Here is a 14936-nt window from a genome sequence, read left to right on the forward strand (position 1 = left end):
ATAAAGAACCCCTGTCCGTCGGACGGGGGTTTTTTCATTGGCGCGCCAGAGTATTGTGTCAGTCTGCAGCCATTGCTCAATCTGCGCGCAGGGGGCTGCCGGGTTCCGCATCGTCGCGGGGCGTGCGTTCTCCTGCTCTTGCTCATGGGGGGGAAGGCGCGCTATGAGCACGAAGGAACATGAGGGAAGGGGTTTGTCATGCGTCGAGTGGTTGTCACGGGGCTGGGCCTGGTCACACCTTTGGCATGCGGTGTCGAGGAAACTTGGACACGCCTGCTGGCGGGGGAATCGGGCGCAGGTCCGATCACACGTTTCGATCCGAGCAACGTGCTGACGACCTATGCCTGCGAGATTCCTTTCGGAGACGGCAGCGACGGCACATTCAATCCCGACGACTGGATGGAGCCGAAGGAGCGCCGCAAGGTCGATGATTTCATCCTTTACGGCATGGCCGCCGCGACACAGGCCGTGCAGGATTCGGGCTGGATGCCCGAGGCCGAGGAAGACCGCCTGCGGACCGGCGTGATGCTGGGCTCGGGGATCGGTGGCTTGCAGTCGATCGAACAGACGACACTTCTGATCAAGGAAAAAGGCGCGCGGCGCGTGTCGCCCTTCTTTATTCCCGGCGCGCTGATCAACCTGATCTCGGGCCAGGTCAGCATCCGCTACGGATTCAAGGGGCCGAACCATGCGGTCGTGACAGCCTGTTCCACCGGGGCCCATGCCATCGGCGATGCCGCCCGGTTGATCCAGTGGGGCGATGCCGAGGTGATGGTGGCCGGCGGCGCCGAGGCCGCGATCTGCGAAATCGGCATTGCCGGTTTCAACGCCTGCAAGGCGCTGAGCACCAAGCGTGGCGCCGATCCCAAGGCCGCCAGCCGTCCCTATGACGCGGATCGCGACGGTTTCGTGATGGGCGAAGGCGCGGGCGTTGTCGTGCTTGAGGAATATGAGCATGCAAAGGCGCGCGGCGCCAAGATCTATGCGGAGGTTCTGGGCTATGGCCTGTCGGGTGATGCCTATCACATCACGGCCCCGGCCGAGGATGGCGACGGGGGATACCGCTCGATGAGGGCGGCGCTGGAGCGGGCCGGGCTGAAACCTGCGGATATTGATTACATCAACGCCCATGGCACATCGACCATGGCCGATGTCATCGAACTGGCAGCTGTCGAACGCCTGTTGGGCGATGCGGCCTCGAATGTGACGATGAGTTCGACCAAATCGGCCACGGGCCATCTTCTGGGCGCGGCTGGCGCGATCGAGGCGATCTTTTCGATCCTGGCTATCCGCGATCAGGTGGCGCCACCGACGATCAACCTCGATAATCCGGCAGTGCAGACCACGATTGATCTTGCCCCGAATGCCAAGCGTCCGCGCAAGATCGACGTGGCGCTGTCCAACTCGTTCGGCTTTGGCGGCACAAATGCCAGCGTCATCTTTGGAAAGGTCGGCTGATGTGGCGTCACATCGCCTCGAACGCGGTCACGTTTCTGATCGTGGGTGTCTTTCTGCTGGCGGGGGTCGTTCTCTGGGGGCAGCGTGAATATTCCGCGCAGGGCCCGCTGGACCAGGCGATCTGCCTTCAGGTCGAGCGTGGCTCTTCCATTGCGCGCGTCAGCCGCAACCTGCAGGACCAGGGCGCCATCACCAATGCGCGCGTCTTCCGTCTGGGCGCGGACTATACCGAGAAATCCGATCTGCTGAAGGCTGGCAGCTTCCTGATTCCGCCCGGCACGCCGATGTCCGAGATTGTGGATATCATCACCCGCGGCGGGCCGAGCACCTGCGGCACCGAGGTGGTCTATCGCATCGGGGTCAACAGTGCGTCGGTCGTGGTGCGCGAGCTGGATCCCGTCACCTCGCGCTACGAGGAAAAGGTCAGCTTCAATCCGGCCGAAGACGTGCCGCCCAGCGACTATACCCAGGTCCGCGCGCAATCCGACACCCGCTATCGCGTGGCCCTTGCCGAAGGTGTGACCAGCTGGCAGGTGGTCGACGCCCTGTCGCGTCTGGATGTTCTTGAAGGCGATGTGGCAGAGGTTCCGGCCGAGGGCACGCTGGCGCCTGACAGCTATGAGGTCATCCCCGGTCAGACCCGTGCCGATCTGCTGGCCCGGATGACTGCGGCCCAGCAGTCCATCCTGGCGGAAGCCTGGGCCAACCGGGTTGACGGGCTGCCACTGGCAAGCCCCGAAGAGGCGCTGATCCTGGCCTCGATCATCGAGAAGGAAACCGGCGTTCCAGAGGAGCGACGCCAGGTTTCATCGGTCTTCGTGAACCGTCTGAACCGTGGCATGCGGCTGCAAACCGATCCGACGGTGATCTATGGGATCACCAAGGGGCAGGGTGTGCTGGGGCGCGGCCTGCGCCAGAGCGAGTTGCGCGGGCAGACACCCTGGAACACATATGTGATCGAAGGTCTGCCGCCCACGCCGATCGCCAATCCCGGGCGCGCCAGCATCGAAGCCGCACTTGATCCCGATGACACGCCTTATGTGTTCTTTGTGGCTGACGGCACTGGCGGCCATGCCTTTGCCGTGACGCTGGAAGAACATAACCGCAACGTGGCTGAATGGCGCCGTATCGAAGCCGAGCAGGAAAGCAAAGGCCAGTCTGACTGATCGGTTTCCCATATCGGTGGCGGTGGCTTCTTAAGATTTTCTTAACGATATCGGGCGGTTGTAAGTTTTTCGGTGTCAGGAAAACTTGACATTTCGCACGGTCTAGCGTATAGGTTGTGAAAGCTGGAAGAAATGCGTCAACGGCGCCGGGGTGACCCGGTCGCCGTTTTTTCATGTCTTGCGGTCAGGGATCAACAGCAGCGAGGCAGAGCAAGCATCATGTCAGAGACAGTCCCCCGCGCGGGGCCTGATGACCCGTTGCAAGACAGGTCAGCGGCCTTGCAGGTCACGATCGGGATCATCGACCTCCAGTTGGAGATCATGAAATCGGAACTCATAGATTACCAGACCCGTTTTGCCGACGGCGACCAGGGCGCGATCCGCGAGGGTGCCCGCCTGCTGTCCGACATCAGGTATTGGCTGAAGCAAGCAAACGACGTGGAGACCGAAATTGAAACATATCGCAAGGCAGCTACAGGTATCGCCCATGACTACGCCATCGACTTCGACGCAGCACGATCTCAGCTCCGGTGCCGACTGGATCGCCTGCGAACCTGCCGAGGTCCAAAAATCGTTCCTTGACGAACTGGGCGAGGATGAAATCCTTGCGCTGCCGTTCCTTTTCGATTTCTGGGCCATGCCGCACCAGTTGCCGCCCGCCGGCAACTGGCGTTCCTGGGTGATCATGGGCGGGCGCGGAGCCGGAAAGACGCGGGCCGGTGCGGAATGGGTGCGTGCCTGCGTCGAAGGCTCGCGCCCGCTGGATCCGGGCCGCTGCCACCGCATCGCCCTTGTCGGCGAGACCCTGGACCAGGTGCGCGAGGTCATGGTTTTTGGCGAAAGCGGAATCCTGGCCTGTTCACCGCCTGACCGGCGGCCGGAATGGCACGCCACGCGGCGCATGCTGATCTGGCCGAACGGCGCCACCGCCCAGGCGTTTTCGGCCCATGAGCCGGAATCCCTGCGCGGTCCGCAATTCGATGGGGCCTGGGTGGACGAACTGGGTTGCCCGGCCGTGGACAAGGGCACCAACCAGCCGAACGTTTTCCTTGATCCCAAATCCTCGGAATCCTTCCTGCCCGCCCATTCCAACGGGCAGCGCGACGAGGTGATCCAGATGCAATACCTGCGCGCCATGCTGGGATACTGGCGCGCGGCGGAAAACAACCCGGTCTCGTCGGTCTACGGCGGGCCGATGCTGGATATGGCGCGCGCCTTCGTCTGGGCCTGGGATGCGCGGCCCTATCCGTTCTTTCCGGCCAATGCCGGGCTCTGGGGCGATGCCCCGAACTATGCCAGGGGGCATTGGGTGACGGGGCGGCTGTCGTCACGCTCTCTTGCCTCTGTCGTCAGGGAAATCTGTGCGCGCGCCGGGATCACCTCGCAGGACACCGGTACGCTGCACGGGCTTGTGCGCGGCTATGCGATATCGCAGGTCACCGATGCGCGGGCCGCGCTGCAACCGCTGATGCTGGCCCATGGTTTTGACGCGGTGGAGCGCGACGGCGTGCTGCGCTTCGTGATGCGCCGTGACGGGGTGGCGCATCCGGTGCCGGTATCGGCACTTGTCGATCTGCCCGAAAGCCCGCCACGCCCCCAGCACAGCCGCGCGGCCGAAGCGGCGATGACGGGACGTGTCAGGCTGCGTTTCGTGCAATCCGATACCGATTATCCCGCCATCAGCGAAGAAGCGGTCATGCCGGACGAGGCGACCCATGCGGTCGCCGCCTCGGAACTGCCCTTGCTGCTGACCCGCGCCGAAGGCCGCCAGATCACCGAACGCTGGCTGGCCGAAGCGCGCATCGCGCGGGACGGGGTGCGCCTGGCGCTGCCGCCATCGCTTCTGCATCTTGGTGCGGGCGATCTTCTGCGCCTTGAGGGCGACGCGACCGGGGCGGCCTATCGCATCGACCGTGTCGAACTGGGGGCCGCGCAGCTGATCGAGGCGGTCCGCGCCGATCCCGGCGTCTACCTGCCAGAGGATGAGGGGGCAAGCATCCGCCCGACGCTTGCACCGCTGCCGGTCTTCCCGCTGTTCCTGGATCTGCCGCTGATGACAGGGGACGAGGTTCCCCATGCACCCCATATCGCGGTGACCGCCGAACCCTGGCCCGGTGCGGCGGCAGTCTATGCCTCGGTCACGGGGCAAGGCTTCGCGCTGAACCGAACCGTGGCGCAGGCCGCTGTCATCGGGGTTACGCAGGATGCGCTGCCCGCAGCGCGCCCGGGCCTTTTGCATGCAAGGGACGCCTTTACAGTCAGGCTGACATCCGGGGCGCTGTCGTCGATCGACCTGCCGACGCTGCTGGCGGGTGGCAACCTGGCGGCGCTGGGCGATGGCACACCCGACCGGTGGGAGCTGTTCCAGTTCGCCAGCGCCACCCTTGTCGCCCCGGACACCTGGCGGTTGGAGACCCTCTTGCGCGGACAGCTTGGCAGCGATGCCCTGATCCCTTCGGTCTGGCCCGAAGGCAGCTTTTTCGTGCTGATGGATGGCCGTCCCGAACAGATCGACCTGCCTTTGGGCGCGCGTGGCCTGCTGCGCCACTACCGGATCGGTCCGGCCTGGCGTCCGCTGGACGATCCCTCCTATATCGCGTTGCAGGACAGCTTTGCCGGGATCGGGTTGAAGCCGCTGGCCCCGGTGCATCTGCGCGCTGCGGCACAGGCCGACGGGGCGTTGCGGATCACCTGGGTCAGGCGCGGGCGGATCGATGCGGACGCCTGGGAGGCGCCCGACATTCCCCTGGGCGAGGAAACCGAAAGCTACCAGTTGCGCGTCATGCAGGGCGTCGGGATCCTGCGCGAGCTGACGCTGTCCACCCCCGTGTGGACCTATGCCGCGACAGACCGGATCGCCGATCTTCAGGGCGGGACGGTCCGCATCGATGTGGCGCAGATCTCGGCCCGCTTCGGACCGGGCTTTCGGGCCGTCCTGACCCTGGGCGCCTGATGCGCCCGGTCATGCATGGCGATGTGACGGCCCTGGCGCGGTATCTGCTGATCCTGCCCGCGCCACAGCGCCCGGACACCTGTGCGCGCCTGCTGGCGCAGGCCGATGCGGCCGATCGGTATCGCAAGCGGTTCGGTCGCGCCCATCCGGCCTGGGGCAATGGTACGCTGATGGCGCGGGCGCACACCACCGCCCTGCCACGAGAGCCGGGGTTGCAGTCCCCCGACTATGCCCGCTGTCTTGCGCTTGTCCTGCTTCAGCTTGCCAGCCGTCGCGACCCGCCCGCAGGAATTTTTGCCCGGTCACGGCTTTGCGTTTGGCGTACCCCCCCTATCTGGTTTAACATGGCGCCGAAAAGGACAGGACCCATGCCCAAGACCAAAACCAAAATCGCCCAGATCGACCCGGTCTGGAACCGCATCCTGACCGAGGCCGAAAAGGCCGTGGTCGATGAGCCCATGCTGGGCGGATTGATCCATTCCAGCGTGCTGCATCACGGATCCATCGAATGCGCGCTGGCCTATCGCATCGCGCTGAAACTGGCCTCTGGCGAGATGTCGGAACAGCTGATCCGCGAGATCTGCGACGAAGCCTATGCCGACGATCCCACGCTGGCCCTGGCCGCGCGCGCCGATATCATGGCCGTCTATGATCGCGACCCGGCATGCCATCGGTTCCTGCAACCGCTGTTGTTCTTCAAGGGCTTCCAGGCCGTGCAATCCTACCGTATTGCCCATTGGCTATGGCAGGGCGGACGTCAGGATCTGGCGTATTTCTTCCAGATGCGCGTGTCCGAGACCTTCGGCGTCGATATCCATCCCGCGGCACGGATCGGCAAGGGCATCATGATCGACCATGCCCATTCCATCGTGATCGGCGAAACCGCCGTGGTGGGTGACAACGTGTCGATGCTGCATTCCGTGACCCTGGGCGGCACCGGCAAGGAAGAGGAAGATCGTCACCCCAAGATCGGCGAGGGCGTGCTGATCGGGGCAGGGGCCAAGGTGCTGGGCAATATCCATATCGGCCATTGCTCGCGCATCGCGGCGGGGTCGGTGGTGCTGCATGACGTACCGCCGAAAACCACGGTCGCGGGTGTGCCCGCCAAGGTCGTGGGCGAGGCAGGCTGCGCCACCCCGTCCATCACCATGGACCAGTTGCTGCGCGACAGCCTGTAAGGCACGAATTTTGCGATGAAAAAGGGCCGGATCATTGCGATGATCCGGCCCTTTGCATGTCGTCAGACCCGCCAGGTCAGGCCAGCATGGCCATCGGGTTTTCAAGGTTGTCCTTGATCGCCTGCAGCAGTTCCGCCCCCAGCGCACCGTCGATCACCCGGTGATCCACCGACAGCGTGACCGACATCACGGTGGCCACGGCCAGCGCGCCATCCTTGCCCACGACGGGTTTCTTGACGCCTGCGCCCACGGCCAGGATCGCGCCATGCGGCGGGTTGATCACGGCGTCGAAATTATCGATCCCGAACATGCCCAGGTTGGAAATGGCAAAGCTGCCACCCTGGTATTCATGCGGCGCCAGTTTCTTGGACTTGGCGCGCGCTGCCAGATCCTTCATCTCGGCGCTCAGCGCCGACAGCGACTTCATCTCGGCATCTTTCAGCACGGGCGTGAACAGACCGCCCTCGATCGCAACGGCCACCGCCACATCGGACGGCTTGAGTTGCAGCACCCGGTCGCCCGCCCAGACCGCATTGGCGGCAGGCACCTGTTGCAGCGCAAGGGCACAGGCCTTGATGATGAAGTCATTGACCGACAGCTTCACGCCGCGCCCTTCCAGCTGCGCGTTCAACTGGCCACGGAAGGCCATCAGCGCATCCAGCTGGATATCCCGGCGCAGGTAGAAATGCGGGATGGTCTGCTTGGCCTCGGTCAGGCGGGCGGCGATGGTCTTGCGCATCCCGTCCAGCTTGATCTCGGTATAGGCGCGACCCTCGTACATCTTCAGAACCGTCTCGGTCGCGGGGCCTGTGGGCATCGCGGCGGGTGCCGCTGCCTTGGCTGCCGCCGCAGCCGGGGCAGGGGCTGCGGAGGCTGCCGCCGCGGCCGGTTTCGCCTGCGGGCTTGCGCCTTCCACATCGGCCTTGACGATCCGCCCATGCGGGCCGGACCCGGCGAGGCCGGACAGATCAATCCCCTTGTCAGCCGCGATCCGCCGCGCCAGCGGCGAGGCAAAGACCCGCCCACCATCAGCGGCCTTGGGCGCTGCAGGGGCAGGCGTCGCCGCGGCCGGGGCAGCAGCCGCCTCGGCTTTCGGGGTCTCGGCCTTGGCGGTTTCCGCCTTGGGGGCCGCCGCCTTTGCGTCGGATGCGCTTTCGCCATCCTCCAGCAGCAGCGCGATGGGCGAATTGACCTTTACCCCCTCGGTGCCCTCGGCCACCAGGAGCTTGCCGATGACGCCCTCGTCCACGGCCTCGAACTCCATCGTGGCCTTGTCGGTTTCGATCTCGGCCAGAAGGTCACCCGCTGATACGGTATCACCTTCCTTGACCAGCCATTTCGCCAGCGTGCCCTCTTCCATCGTGGGCGACAGCGCGGGCATCAGAATTTCAACAGGCATCGCGTGTCTCCTTAGCGGTAGGTCACTTTTTTCACGGCCGCGACAACCTCATCGGTCGTCACCAGCGCCAGCTTTTCAAGGTTGGCCGCATAGGGCATGGGCACATCCTTGCCGGTGCAGTTGATCACGGGCGCATCCAGATAATCGAAGGCGTTTTCCATGATATAGGCCGAAAGGTGGTTCCCGATCGAGGCGACGGGGAAGCCCTCCTCGACGGTCACGCAACGGTTGGTCTTCATCACCGATGCGATCAGCGTGTCGTAATCCAGCGGGCGCAGGGTCCGCAGGTCGATCACCTCGGCGCTGATCCCGTCCTTTTCCAGACGCTCCGCCGCTTCCAGCGCATAGGTCATGCCTATGCCGAAGCTGACGATGGTCACATCGGTGCCCTCGCGCCAGATCTTGGCCTTGCCGAAGGGCACGGTGTAATCCTCAAGGACCGGCACATCGAAGCTGCGCCCGTAAAGGATCTCGTTCTCAAGGAAGATGACCGGGTTCGGATCGCGGATCGCCGTCTTCATCAGCCCTTTGTAGTCCGAGGCCGAATAGGGCATCACCACTTTCAGGCCGGGGATCTGTGCATACCATGCCGCATAATCCTGGCTGTGCTGCGCGCCCACGCGCGCCGCCGCCCCGTTGGGGCCACGAAACACCATCGGTGCGCCCATCTGGCCGCCCGACATGTAAAGCGTCTTGGCGGCCGAGTTGATGATCTGGTCGATCGCCTGCATGGCGAAGTTGAAGGTCATGAACTCCACGATGGGCCGCAATCCGCCAAAGGCCGCACCCACGGCGATACCGGTGAACCCGTGCTCGGTGATCGGCGTGTCGATCACCCGCTTGGGGCCGAACTCGTCCAGCATGCCCTGGCTGATCTTGTAGGCGCCCTGATACTCGGCCACTTCCTCGCCCATCAGGAACACCGATGGATCGCGGCGCATTTCCTCTGCCATGCCATCGCGCAATGCCTCGCGCACGGTCTGCTTGCGGGTTTCCGTGCCCTCGGGCCAGTCGGGCTGCATCCTGGCCGCCTTGGGGGCAGCAGGCGCGGGGGCAGGGGCCGCCGCCGCCGGAGCTGGCGCAGGCTCGGCCTTTGGTGCGGCTGCGGTCTTTGCCGGCGCTGCGGCATCGGCGCTTTCACCGTCCTCAAGCAGCAGGGCGATTGCCACGTTGACCTTCACGCCTTCGGTGCCTTCCGCGACCAGCAGCTTGCCGATCACACCCTCGTCCACCGCCTCGAATTCCATCGTGGCCTTGTCGGTCTCGATCTCGGCCAGGATATCGCCTGCCTTGACGGTATCGCCTTTCTTGACCAGCCATTTGGCCAGCGTGCCCTCTTCCATCGTGGGCGACAGGGCGGGCATCAGGATTTCAGTTGCCATTGTTCGTTTCTCCCTTACGCGCTCTGCGGCACTTCATCGGCATAGATATCGGTCCAAAGCTCGCTCAGCGCGGGCTCGGGGCTTTCCTTGGCGAACTCGGCGCTCGCGTTCACGATATCCTTGATCTCCTTGTCGATCGCCTTCAGATCGTCCTCGGTCGCGTGCTTGCCCGATAGCAGCAGGTCGCGCACATGCTCGATCGCATCCTTCTCGTCGCGCATCTTCTGCACTTCCTCGCGGGTCCGGTACTTGGCCGGGTCCGACATGGAATGCCCGCGATAACGATAGGTCTTGATTTCAAGGATATAGGGGCCGTCGCCCGATCGGCAGTGCGCCACGGCCTTCTCGGCGGCCGCCTTGACGGCCAGCACATCCATACCGTCCACCGCTTCGCCGGGGATGCCGAAAGCATGCCCGCGCTCGTAGATTTCCGCAGATGAGGTGGACCGCTGCTGCGAGGTGCCCATGGCGTACTGGTTGTTCTCGATCACGAAGATCACAGGCAGCTTCCACAGCGCCGCCATGTTGAAGGTCTCGTAGACCTGGCCCTGGTTCGCGGCGCCATCGCCGAAATAGGCGAAGGTCACGCGCTTGTTGTCCAGGTACTTGTCGGCAAAGGCCAGCCCCGCACCCAGCGGCACCTGCGCGCCCACGATCCCGTGGCCGCCGTAGAAATGCTTCTCCTTCGAGAACATGTGCATCGAGCCGCCCTTGCCCTTGGAGTATCCCCCTTCGCGGCCCGTCAGCTCGGCCATGACCCCGTTCGGGTCCATGCCGCAGGCCAGCATGTGGCCGTGATCGCGGTAGGACGTGATGCGCTTGTCGCCTTCCTCGGCGGCGGCTTCCAGACCCACCACAACGGCTTCCTGCCCGATGTAGAGGTGGCAGAAACCACCGATCAGGCCCATGCCGTAAAGCTGGCCGGCCTTCTCCTCGAATCGCCGGATCAGCAGCATGTCGCGGTAGAAGCCTTTCAGCTCTTCGGCGGAAACGTTTGAAACCTTTTGGCTTTTTCTGGTGGCCATGCGGCATCCCCCTCCCGGAAGTAAAGATAGTTTAGCGTTAAACTATCTAATACAGGATTCATCCCCGTGATGCGAGTGCAAAGTTGCCCGGCCGCAGGTGGCGGGGCGGACAAGGGCCGCTTCCAGCAATAAAAAGGGGCTGAGGATCAGCGCACCACGATCTCGTCGGCGCGCATCAGGCCCAGCACGTCGCGCGCCTGCTGGTCCAGCAGGTCAAGATCCAGGTATTCATCCGACAGGCGCCGCGTCAGGTTTTCCATACGCGCCACGCGCGTCTGCAGAACATCCAGCTCGGCGCGCAGCTTGGCCGCATCGGCCTGCACCTCGGCGCGCCGGAACAGCCCGTAATTCCCCTGCACGGCGGCAAAGGTGAAATAGGCGCCAAGGCTGAAAGCCACGGCGAAAAAGATCATGACGCCAAAGGCCGGACGGGTGCGGGATGTCATTGCTCTGCCTATCTTCGCGCCTGTATCCGGCGCCTTGTCACACAATGGCACAGGTGATTCGCCGTGTGAATCCCCTTTCGGTTGAAATCACCTGAAAAACGGTGAAAAACAGCATGAATCCGCCGAAAAAATCGGCGCACCCCTTCTTCTTGCTTCAAATATCCAAAGGGCGACGCCGCCTCAGGTGCTGGCCTCAAGTGCCGCGACGCCCGGCAGGGTCTTGCCCTCCATCCATTCCAGGAAAGCGCCACCCGCGGTGCTGATATAGGTAAAGTCATCGGCAGCGCCGGCCATATGCAGCGCGGCCACCGTATCGCCGCCGCCGGCGACGGTGATCAGCTTGCCGGCCTGCGTCAGGGCGGCGGCATGGCGCGCGGTTGCCATCGTGGCCTCGTCGAAGGGGGCGATTTCGAAGGCGCCCAGCGGCCCGTTCCAGATCAGCGTCTCAAGCCCGTCGAAAGCCTGGGTGATCGCGGCGATGGATTGCGGGCCCGCATCCAGCACCATCTGGTCCTCGTCCAGCACCGTGTCGGCGCCCATGGTCACCACGTCATAGGGCACACCCGCGCCAAAGCTGCGCGCCACCTTGCCATCGACAGGCAGGATCACCCGGCAGCCGGTCCGCGCGGCCTTGTCCAGGATCTCGCGCGCGGTCTGCTCGAAATCCGGCTCGCGCAGGGATTTGCCCAGTTGCGCGCCTTGTGCGGCCAGGAAAGTATTGGCCATGCCGCCGCCGATGATCAGCACATCCAGCTTTTCGACAAGGTTTTCCAGAAGTTCGATCTTGGTCGATACCTTGGCCCCGCCCACGACCGCGCCCACCGGGCGTTTGGGCTTGCTCAGCGCCGCCTCCAGCGCGCGCAATTCGGCCTCCATCTGGCGGCCCGCGCAGGACGGCATCAGATGCGCCAGCCCCTCGGTCGAGGCATGGGCGCGGTGCGCGGCCGAAAACGCGTCATTGCAATAGATCTGCGCCAGTTCGGCCAGTTCGGCCGCAAAGGCGGGGTCGTTGGCCTCCTCGCCGGGATGGAAGCGGATGTTTTCCAGCAGCACCACGTCATTGGTCGCGGCCTCGGCCCCGTCGAAGGTCTCGACGAAGGTGACATGGCGCGCCAGCACGTTCTCCAGCGCCGGGATCGTCACGCGCAGCGACATGTCCAGCACGACCTTGCCCTTGGGGCGGCCGAAATGCGCCACCAGCAGCACGCGGCCCCCGCGGCTCAGGATGTCGCGCACGGTGGGGGCGATCTTCTCGATCCGGGTGGCATCCGTCACCTTGCCCTTTTCGACGGGCACGTTGATATCCACGCGCACAAGGACCCTTTTCCCCTCAAGGTCCATGTCATCCAGGGTCTTCCACGTCATGCCCGCTCTCCTCAGGATCAGCCCGCGCACCTCTTGGCGTGAACGCGCGCTTGCGTCAACACCCCGCTTGGCAATCGCGTGCAACGGCCTTAGGTATCTGGCCAGAACACATCAGAGGAGGCCCAGATGCCCGAGATCAAAGACCCCGAGAACACCATCCTCATCGAGCTGAAGGGCGGCACCGTCACGATCGAACTTCTGCCCGACGTGGCCCCCAAGCATTGCGAACGCATGAAGGAACTGGCGCGTTCGGGCCAGTATGACAACGTCTGCTTTCACCGGGTCATCGAAGGTTTCATGGCCCAGACCGGCGACGTGGAACATGGCGACATGGAAGACGGCTTCAACATCCGCCGCGCCGGTACCGGCGGGTCGGACCTGCCGGATGTTCCGGCCGAGTTTTCGCGCCTGCCGCATGACCGCGGCACCCTGGGGGCGGCGCGCAGCCAGAACCCCAATTCCGCCAACAGCCAGTTTTTCATCAACTTCAAGGACAATCATTTCCTGAACGGGCAGTACACCGTCTATGGCCGCGTGATCGACGGAATGGAACATGTCGATGCCATCACCCGGGGCGAGCCGCCCGCGAACCCTGACCGCATGATCAGCGTCAAGGTGGCCGCCGATGCGTAATGCGATCGCAGCCGCGCTGATGGTGCTGGCGGGCCCCGCGCTCGCCACCGGCATCCAGATCCAGGTCGAGGGTCAGGCCAATGGCACCATCACCATTGACCTGCTGGAAGACGTGGCCCCCGAACACGCCGCCCAGATCGCGGCCATCGCCGCCGAGGGCGGATATGACAACGTGGTCTTCCACCGCGTGATCGAAGGCTTCATGGCCCAGACCGGCGATGTCGAATTCGGCAAGCTGGGCGGCAACATGTCCCGCGCGGGCATGGGCGGATCGAACCGTGCCGACCTCAAGGCGGAATTCTCGGATATTCCCTTCGATCGTGGTGTCGTGGGCATGGCGCGCAGCCAGAACCCGAACTCGGCCAACAGCCAGTTCTTCATCATGTTCGATGAGGGGTATTTCCTGAACGGGCAATACACCGTCGTCGGCCGCGTGACCGAAGGGATGGATGTTGTCGATGCGATCAAGCGCGGCAGTGGCCAGAATGGCATGGTCACCGGCCAGCCCGACGTGATGAAGACGGTCACCGTGATCGAGTGATCATTGCGCGATGATGAAGAACGAAACGGGGCCCGCGGGCCCCGTTTTGCATGGCAATCAGGCCGCGCGGGCCGCCTGTTCCGCGGCAAACTCCAGCAGCCGCGCCAGCGCGCCGACAAAGACCTCATCGGCCACGGTCATCGCCACGCGCAGATGTCCCGCTGCCGCCGCGCCAAAGCTTTCGCCCGGCATCACGGCGATTCCATGCGTCTCCAGCAGGGCCAACGCGAAATCCTCGCCCGTCATGCCCGTCGCGCGGATATCCAGCATCAGGTACATCGCGCCCTGTGGCGGCTGCACCCGGACGATGTTCTGCCGCGCCAAGAGATCCAGCGCCAGCGCGCGGCGGCGCAGGAAAGGGGCGGCCACCTGGACCTCCAGCGCATCGCCCTGCGCCAGCGCGAACAACGCCGCCTCCTGCACGAAACCCGGCACGCCATAGGTGGTGTGCGTCGCCAGATCCGCCAGCCGCGCCACCGCCGCTTCGGGGCCGACGACCCAGCCGACACGGCTGCCGGTCATCGCATGGGATTTCGACATCGACCCGATGACCAGCGTCCGCTCGGCCATGCCGGGCAGGGCGCGCGGGCTCAGATGCGCGCCCTCCCAGACCTGCGTGTCATAAACCTCGTCCGAGATCAGCCAAAGGTCATGATCCCTGACCACCCGCGCGATCCCGTCCAGCGTGGCCGCATCATAGACACCGCCCGTCGGGTTGTTCGGACTGTTGATCAGAAGGCTGCGTGGACGATGCGCCGCCCGCACGGCCGCCGCCAGATCGGCGGCGCGCGGCTGGAACCCGTCCTCGGGATCTGCGGCCACGGGGCAGGGCACCAGCCCCAGCGCGCGCAACACACCCGGATAGGTCACATAGGCAGGCTCGACGTAAAGCGCGCTGTCGCCCGGATCGCCGGTGGCATGATGCGCCGCGAAAAGCGCGGCCTGCCCGCCCGGCATGATCTGCACATTGGCGCGCGTCGTGGGCACGCCGCTTTGCGCCTGAACCCGCGCCGCCACCGCATCGCGCAGCGCCGGAATGCCGGGAATGCTGGCATATCCCGTATGACCGGCCCGTGCTGCCGCATGCATCGCCTCAAGGATCACCGGATCGGTGCGGATGTCATGCTCGCCGATGGTCAGCTCGACCACATCGCGCCCTGCCGCCTTCATCGCGCGGGCGCGGTAGAACACGCCCCAGCCATCATCCCCATCCCCCAGAAGATGCGTGATCCGGTGTGACAGCTGCATGGCGATCCTCTTTCCTGTGTCACGGCCAAAGGCCACATGCACCAAGGCCCTGTCAATTCAGCGATTGTGGCGCGTAGGATCAACGGATATGATGACAGGATGAACGCAAGCGCCACCATCCTGATTTGCTGCATTACCGCCT

Annotated in this window: 13 protein-coding genes and 1 pseudogene; 8 read left to right on the forward strand and 6 right to left on the reverse strand. The window is 64.4% G+C overall.

Annotation, left to right across the window (positions count from 1 at the left end; translation table 11 throughout):
• Nucleotides 1-198: 198 nt before the first annotated feature.
• From fabF to cysE, 6 genes and pseudogenes are all read left to right on the forward strand, one after another.
• A complete protein-coding gene (fabF, locus tag ACFQ3C_RS06305) occupies nt 199-1458 on the forward strand; it encodes a beta-ketoacyl-ACP synthase II (protein WP_380789680.1) in 1260 nt (419 codons plus the stop codon).
• On the forward strand, nt 1458-2624 hold the full coding sequence (mltG, locus tag ACFQ3C_RS06310) for an endolytic transglycosylase MltG (RefSeq protein WP_380789682.1): 1167 nt from the start codon (nt 1458-1460) through the stop codon (nt 2622-2624). The genes fabF and mltG overlap by 1 nt, the downstream gene beginning before the upstream one ends.
• A gap of 279 nt (nt 2625-2903) precedes the next feature.
• A complete protein-coding gene (locus ACFQ3C_RS06315; protein ID WP_380789684.1) occupies nt 2904-3206 on the forward strand; it encodes a hypothetical protein in 303 nt (100 codons plus the stop codon).
• Nucleotides 3112-5577: a baseplate megatron protein TIM-barrel domain-containing protein gene (locus ACFQ3C_RS06320; RefSeq protein ID WP_380789686.1), complete on the forward strand. Its 2466-nt coding sequence runs from the start codon at nt 3112-3114 to the stop codon at nt 5575-5577. Before ACFQ3C_RS06315 ends, ACFQ3C_RS06320 begins: the two co-directional genes overlap by 95 nt.
• An 11-nt stretch (nt 5578-5588) precedes the next feature.
• Nucleotides 5589-5825 (forward strand): annotated as a pseudogene (locus tag ACFQ3C_RS18900) (DUF7742 family protein); the annotation flags it as partial.
• Between the two features lie 120 nt (nt 5826-5945).
• On the forward strand, nt 5946-6755 hold the full coding sequence (gene cysE, locus ACFQ3C_RS06325; protein WP_380789821.1) for a serine O-acetyltransferase: 810 nt from the start codon (nt 5946-5948) through the stop codon (nt 6753-6755).
• A gap of 76 nt (nt 6756-6831) precedes the next feature.
• Here the strand turns inward: cysE and ACFQ3C_RS06330 are convergent, their stop codons facing one another.
• The 5 genes from ACFQ3C_RS06330 to ACFQ3C_RS06350 form a co-directional block, all read right to left on the reverse strand.
• Nucleotides 6832-8154 (reverse strand): pyruvate dehydrogenase complex dihydrolipoamide acetyltransferase, encoded by a 1323-nt coding sequence (locus ACFQ3C_RS06330; RefSeq protein ID WP_380789688.1) that lies wholly within the window; start codon nt 8152-8154, stop codon nt 6832-6834.
• Nucleotides 8155-8165: 11 nt separating this feature from the next.
• Entirely contained in the window at nt 8166-9536 is a 1371-nt protein-coding gene (locus tag ACFQ3C_RS06335; RefSeq protein ID WP_380789690.1) for a pyruvate dehydrogenase complex E1 component subunit beta, read from the reverse strand.
• Nucleotides 9537-9550: 14 nt separating this feature from the next.
• The gene (pdhA, locus tag ACFQ3C_RS06340) at nt 9551-10561 is read right to left on the reverse strand and encodes a pyruvate dehydrogenase (acetyl-transferring) E1 component subunit alpha (RefSeq protein ID WP_380789692.1); all 1011 of its coding nucleotides are present in this window, start codon (nt 10559-10561) and stop codon (nt 9551-9553) included.
• A 146-nt stretch (nt 10562-10707) separates the two neighbouring features.
• Nucleotides 10708-11007: an FtsB family cell division protein gene (locus tag ACFQ3C_RS06345; RefSeq protein ID WP_380789694.1), complete on the reverse strand. Its 300-nt coding sequence runs from the start codon at nt 11005-11007 to the stop codon at nt 10708-10710.
• Between the two features lie 180 nt (nt 11008-11187).
• A complete protein-coding gene (locus ACFQ3C_RS06350) occupies nt 11188-12372 on the reverse strand; it encodes a phosphoglycerate kinase (RefSeq protein ID WP_380789696.1) in 1185 nt (394 codons plus the stop codon).
• Between the two features lie 126 nt (nt 12373-12498).
• On the opposite strand from ACFQ3C_RS06350, the gene ACFQ3C_RS06355 reads away from it, so the two are divergent.
• Complete coding sequence (locus ACFQ3C_RS06355; protein WP_380789698.1) at nt 12499-13005, forward strand: peptidylprolyl isomerase; 507 nt, start codon at nt 12499-12501, stop codon at nt 13003-13005.
• Nucleotides 12998-13546 carry a peptidylprolyl isomerase gene (locus ACFQ3C_RS06360; protein ID WP_380789700.1) on the forward strand — a complete coding sequence of 183 codons (549 nt, stop codon included), beginning with the start codon at nt 12998-13000 and terminating at the stop codon, nt 13544-13546. The genes ACFQ3C_RS06355 and ACFQ3C_RS06360 overlap by 8 nt, the downstream gene beginning before the upstream one ends.
• Before the next feature lie 57 nt (nt 13547-13603).
• Here ACFQ3C_RS06360 and ACFQ3C_RS06365 read toward each other — a convergent pair whose 3' ends face one another.
• Nucleotides 13604-14794 (reverse strand): pyridoxal phosphate-dependent aminotransferase, encoded by a 1191-nt coding sequence (locus ACFQ3C_RS06365; protein ID WP_380789702.1) that lies wholly within the window; start codon nt 14792-14794, stop codon nt 13604-13606.
• Nucleotides 14795-14936 lie beyond the last annotated feature (142 nt).

This window comes from Seohaeicola saemankumensis (assembly GCF_042678485.1).
Taxonomy (GTDB): Bacteria; Pseudomonadota; Alphaproteobacteria; order Rhodobacterales; family Rhodobacteraceae; genus Seohaeicola; species Seohaeicola saemankumensis.

Bases quoted from the DNA above. Each gene is read 5' to 3' on its own strand.
- fabF (WP_380789680.1), top strand. From the start codon at position 199: ATGCGTCGAGTGGTTGTCACGGGGCTGGGCCTGGTCACACCTTTGGCA.
- mltG (WP_380789682.1), top strand. From the start codon at position 1,458: ATGTGGCGTCACATCGCCTCGAACGCGGTCACGTTTCTGATCGTGGGT.
- ACFQ3C_RS06320 (WP_380789686.1), top strand. From the start codon at position 3,112: ATGACTACGCCATCGACTTCGACGCAGCACGATCTCAGCTCCGGTGCC.
- cysE (WP_380789821.1), top strand. From the start codon at position 5,946: ATGCCCAAGACCAAAACCAAAATCGCCCAGATCGACCCGGTCTGGAAC.
- ACFQ3C_RS06330 (WP_380789688.1), bottom strand. From the start codon at position 8,154: ATGCCTGTTGAAATTCTGATGCCCGCGCTGTCGCCCACGATGGAAGAG.
- ACFQ3C_RS06335 (WP_380789690.1), bottom strand. From the start codon at position 9,536: ATGGCAACTGAAATCCTGATGCCCGCCCTGTCGCCCACGATGGAAGAG.
- pdhA (WP_380789692.1), bottom strand. From the start codon at position 10,561: ATGGCCACCAGAAAAAGCCAAAAGGTTTCAAACGTTTCCGCCGAAGAG.
- ACFQ3C_RS06345 (WP_380789694.1), bottom strand. From the start codon at position 11,007: ATGACATCCCGCACCCGTCCGGCCTTTGGCGTCATGATCTTTTTCGCC.
- ACFQ3C_RS06350 (WP_380789696.1), bottom strand. From the start codon at position 12,372: ATGACGTGGAAGACCCTGGATGACATGGACCTTGAGGGGAAAAGGGTC.
- ACFQ3C_RS06355 (WP_380789698.1), top strand. From the start codon at position 12,499: ATGCCCGAGATCAAAGACCCCGAGAACACCATCCTCATCGAGCTGAAG.
- ACFQ3C_RS06360 (WP_380789700.1), top strand. From the start codon at position 12,998: ATGCGTAATGCGATCGCAGCCGCGCTGATGGTGCTGGCGGGCCCCGCG.
- ACFQ3C_RS06365 (WP_380789702.1), bottom strand. From the start codon at position 14,794: ATGCAGCTGTCACACCGGATCACGCATCTTCTGGGGGATGGGGATGAT.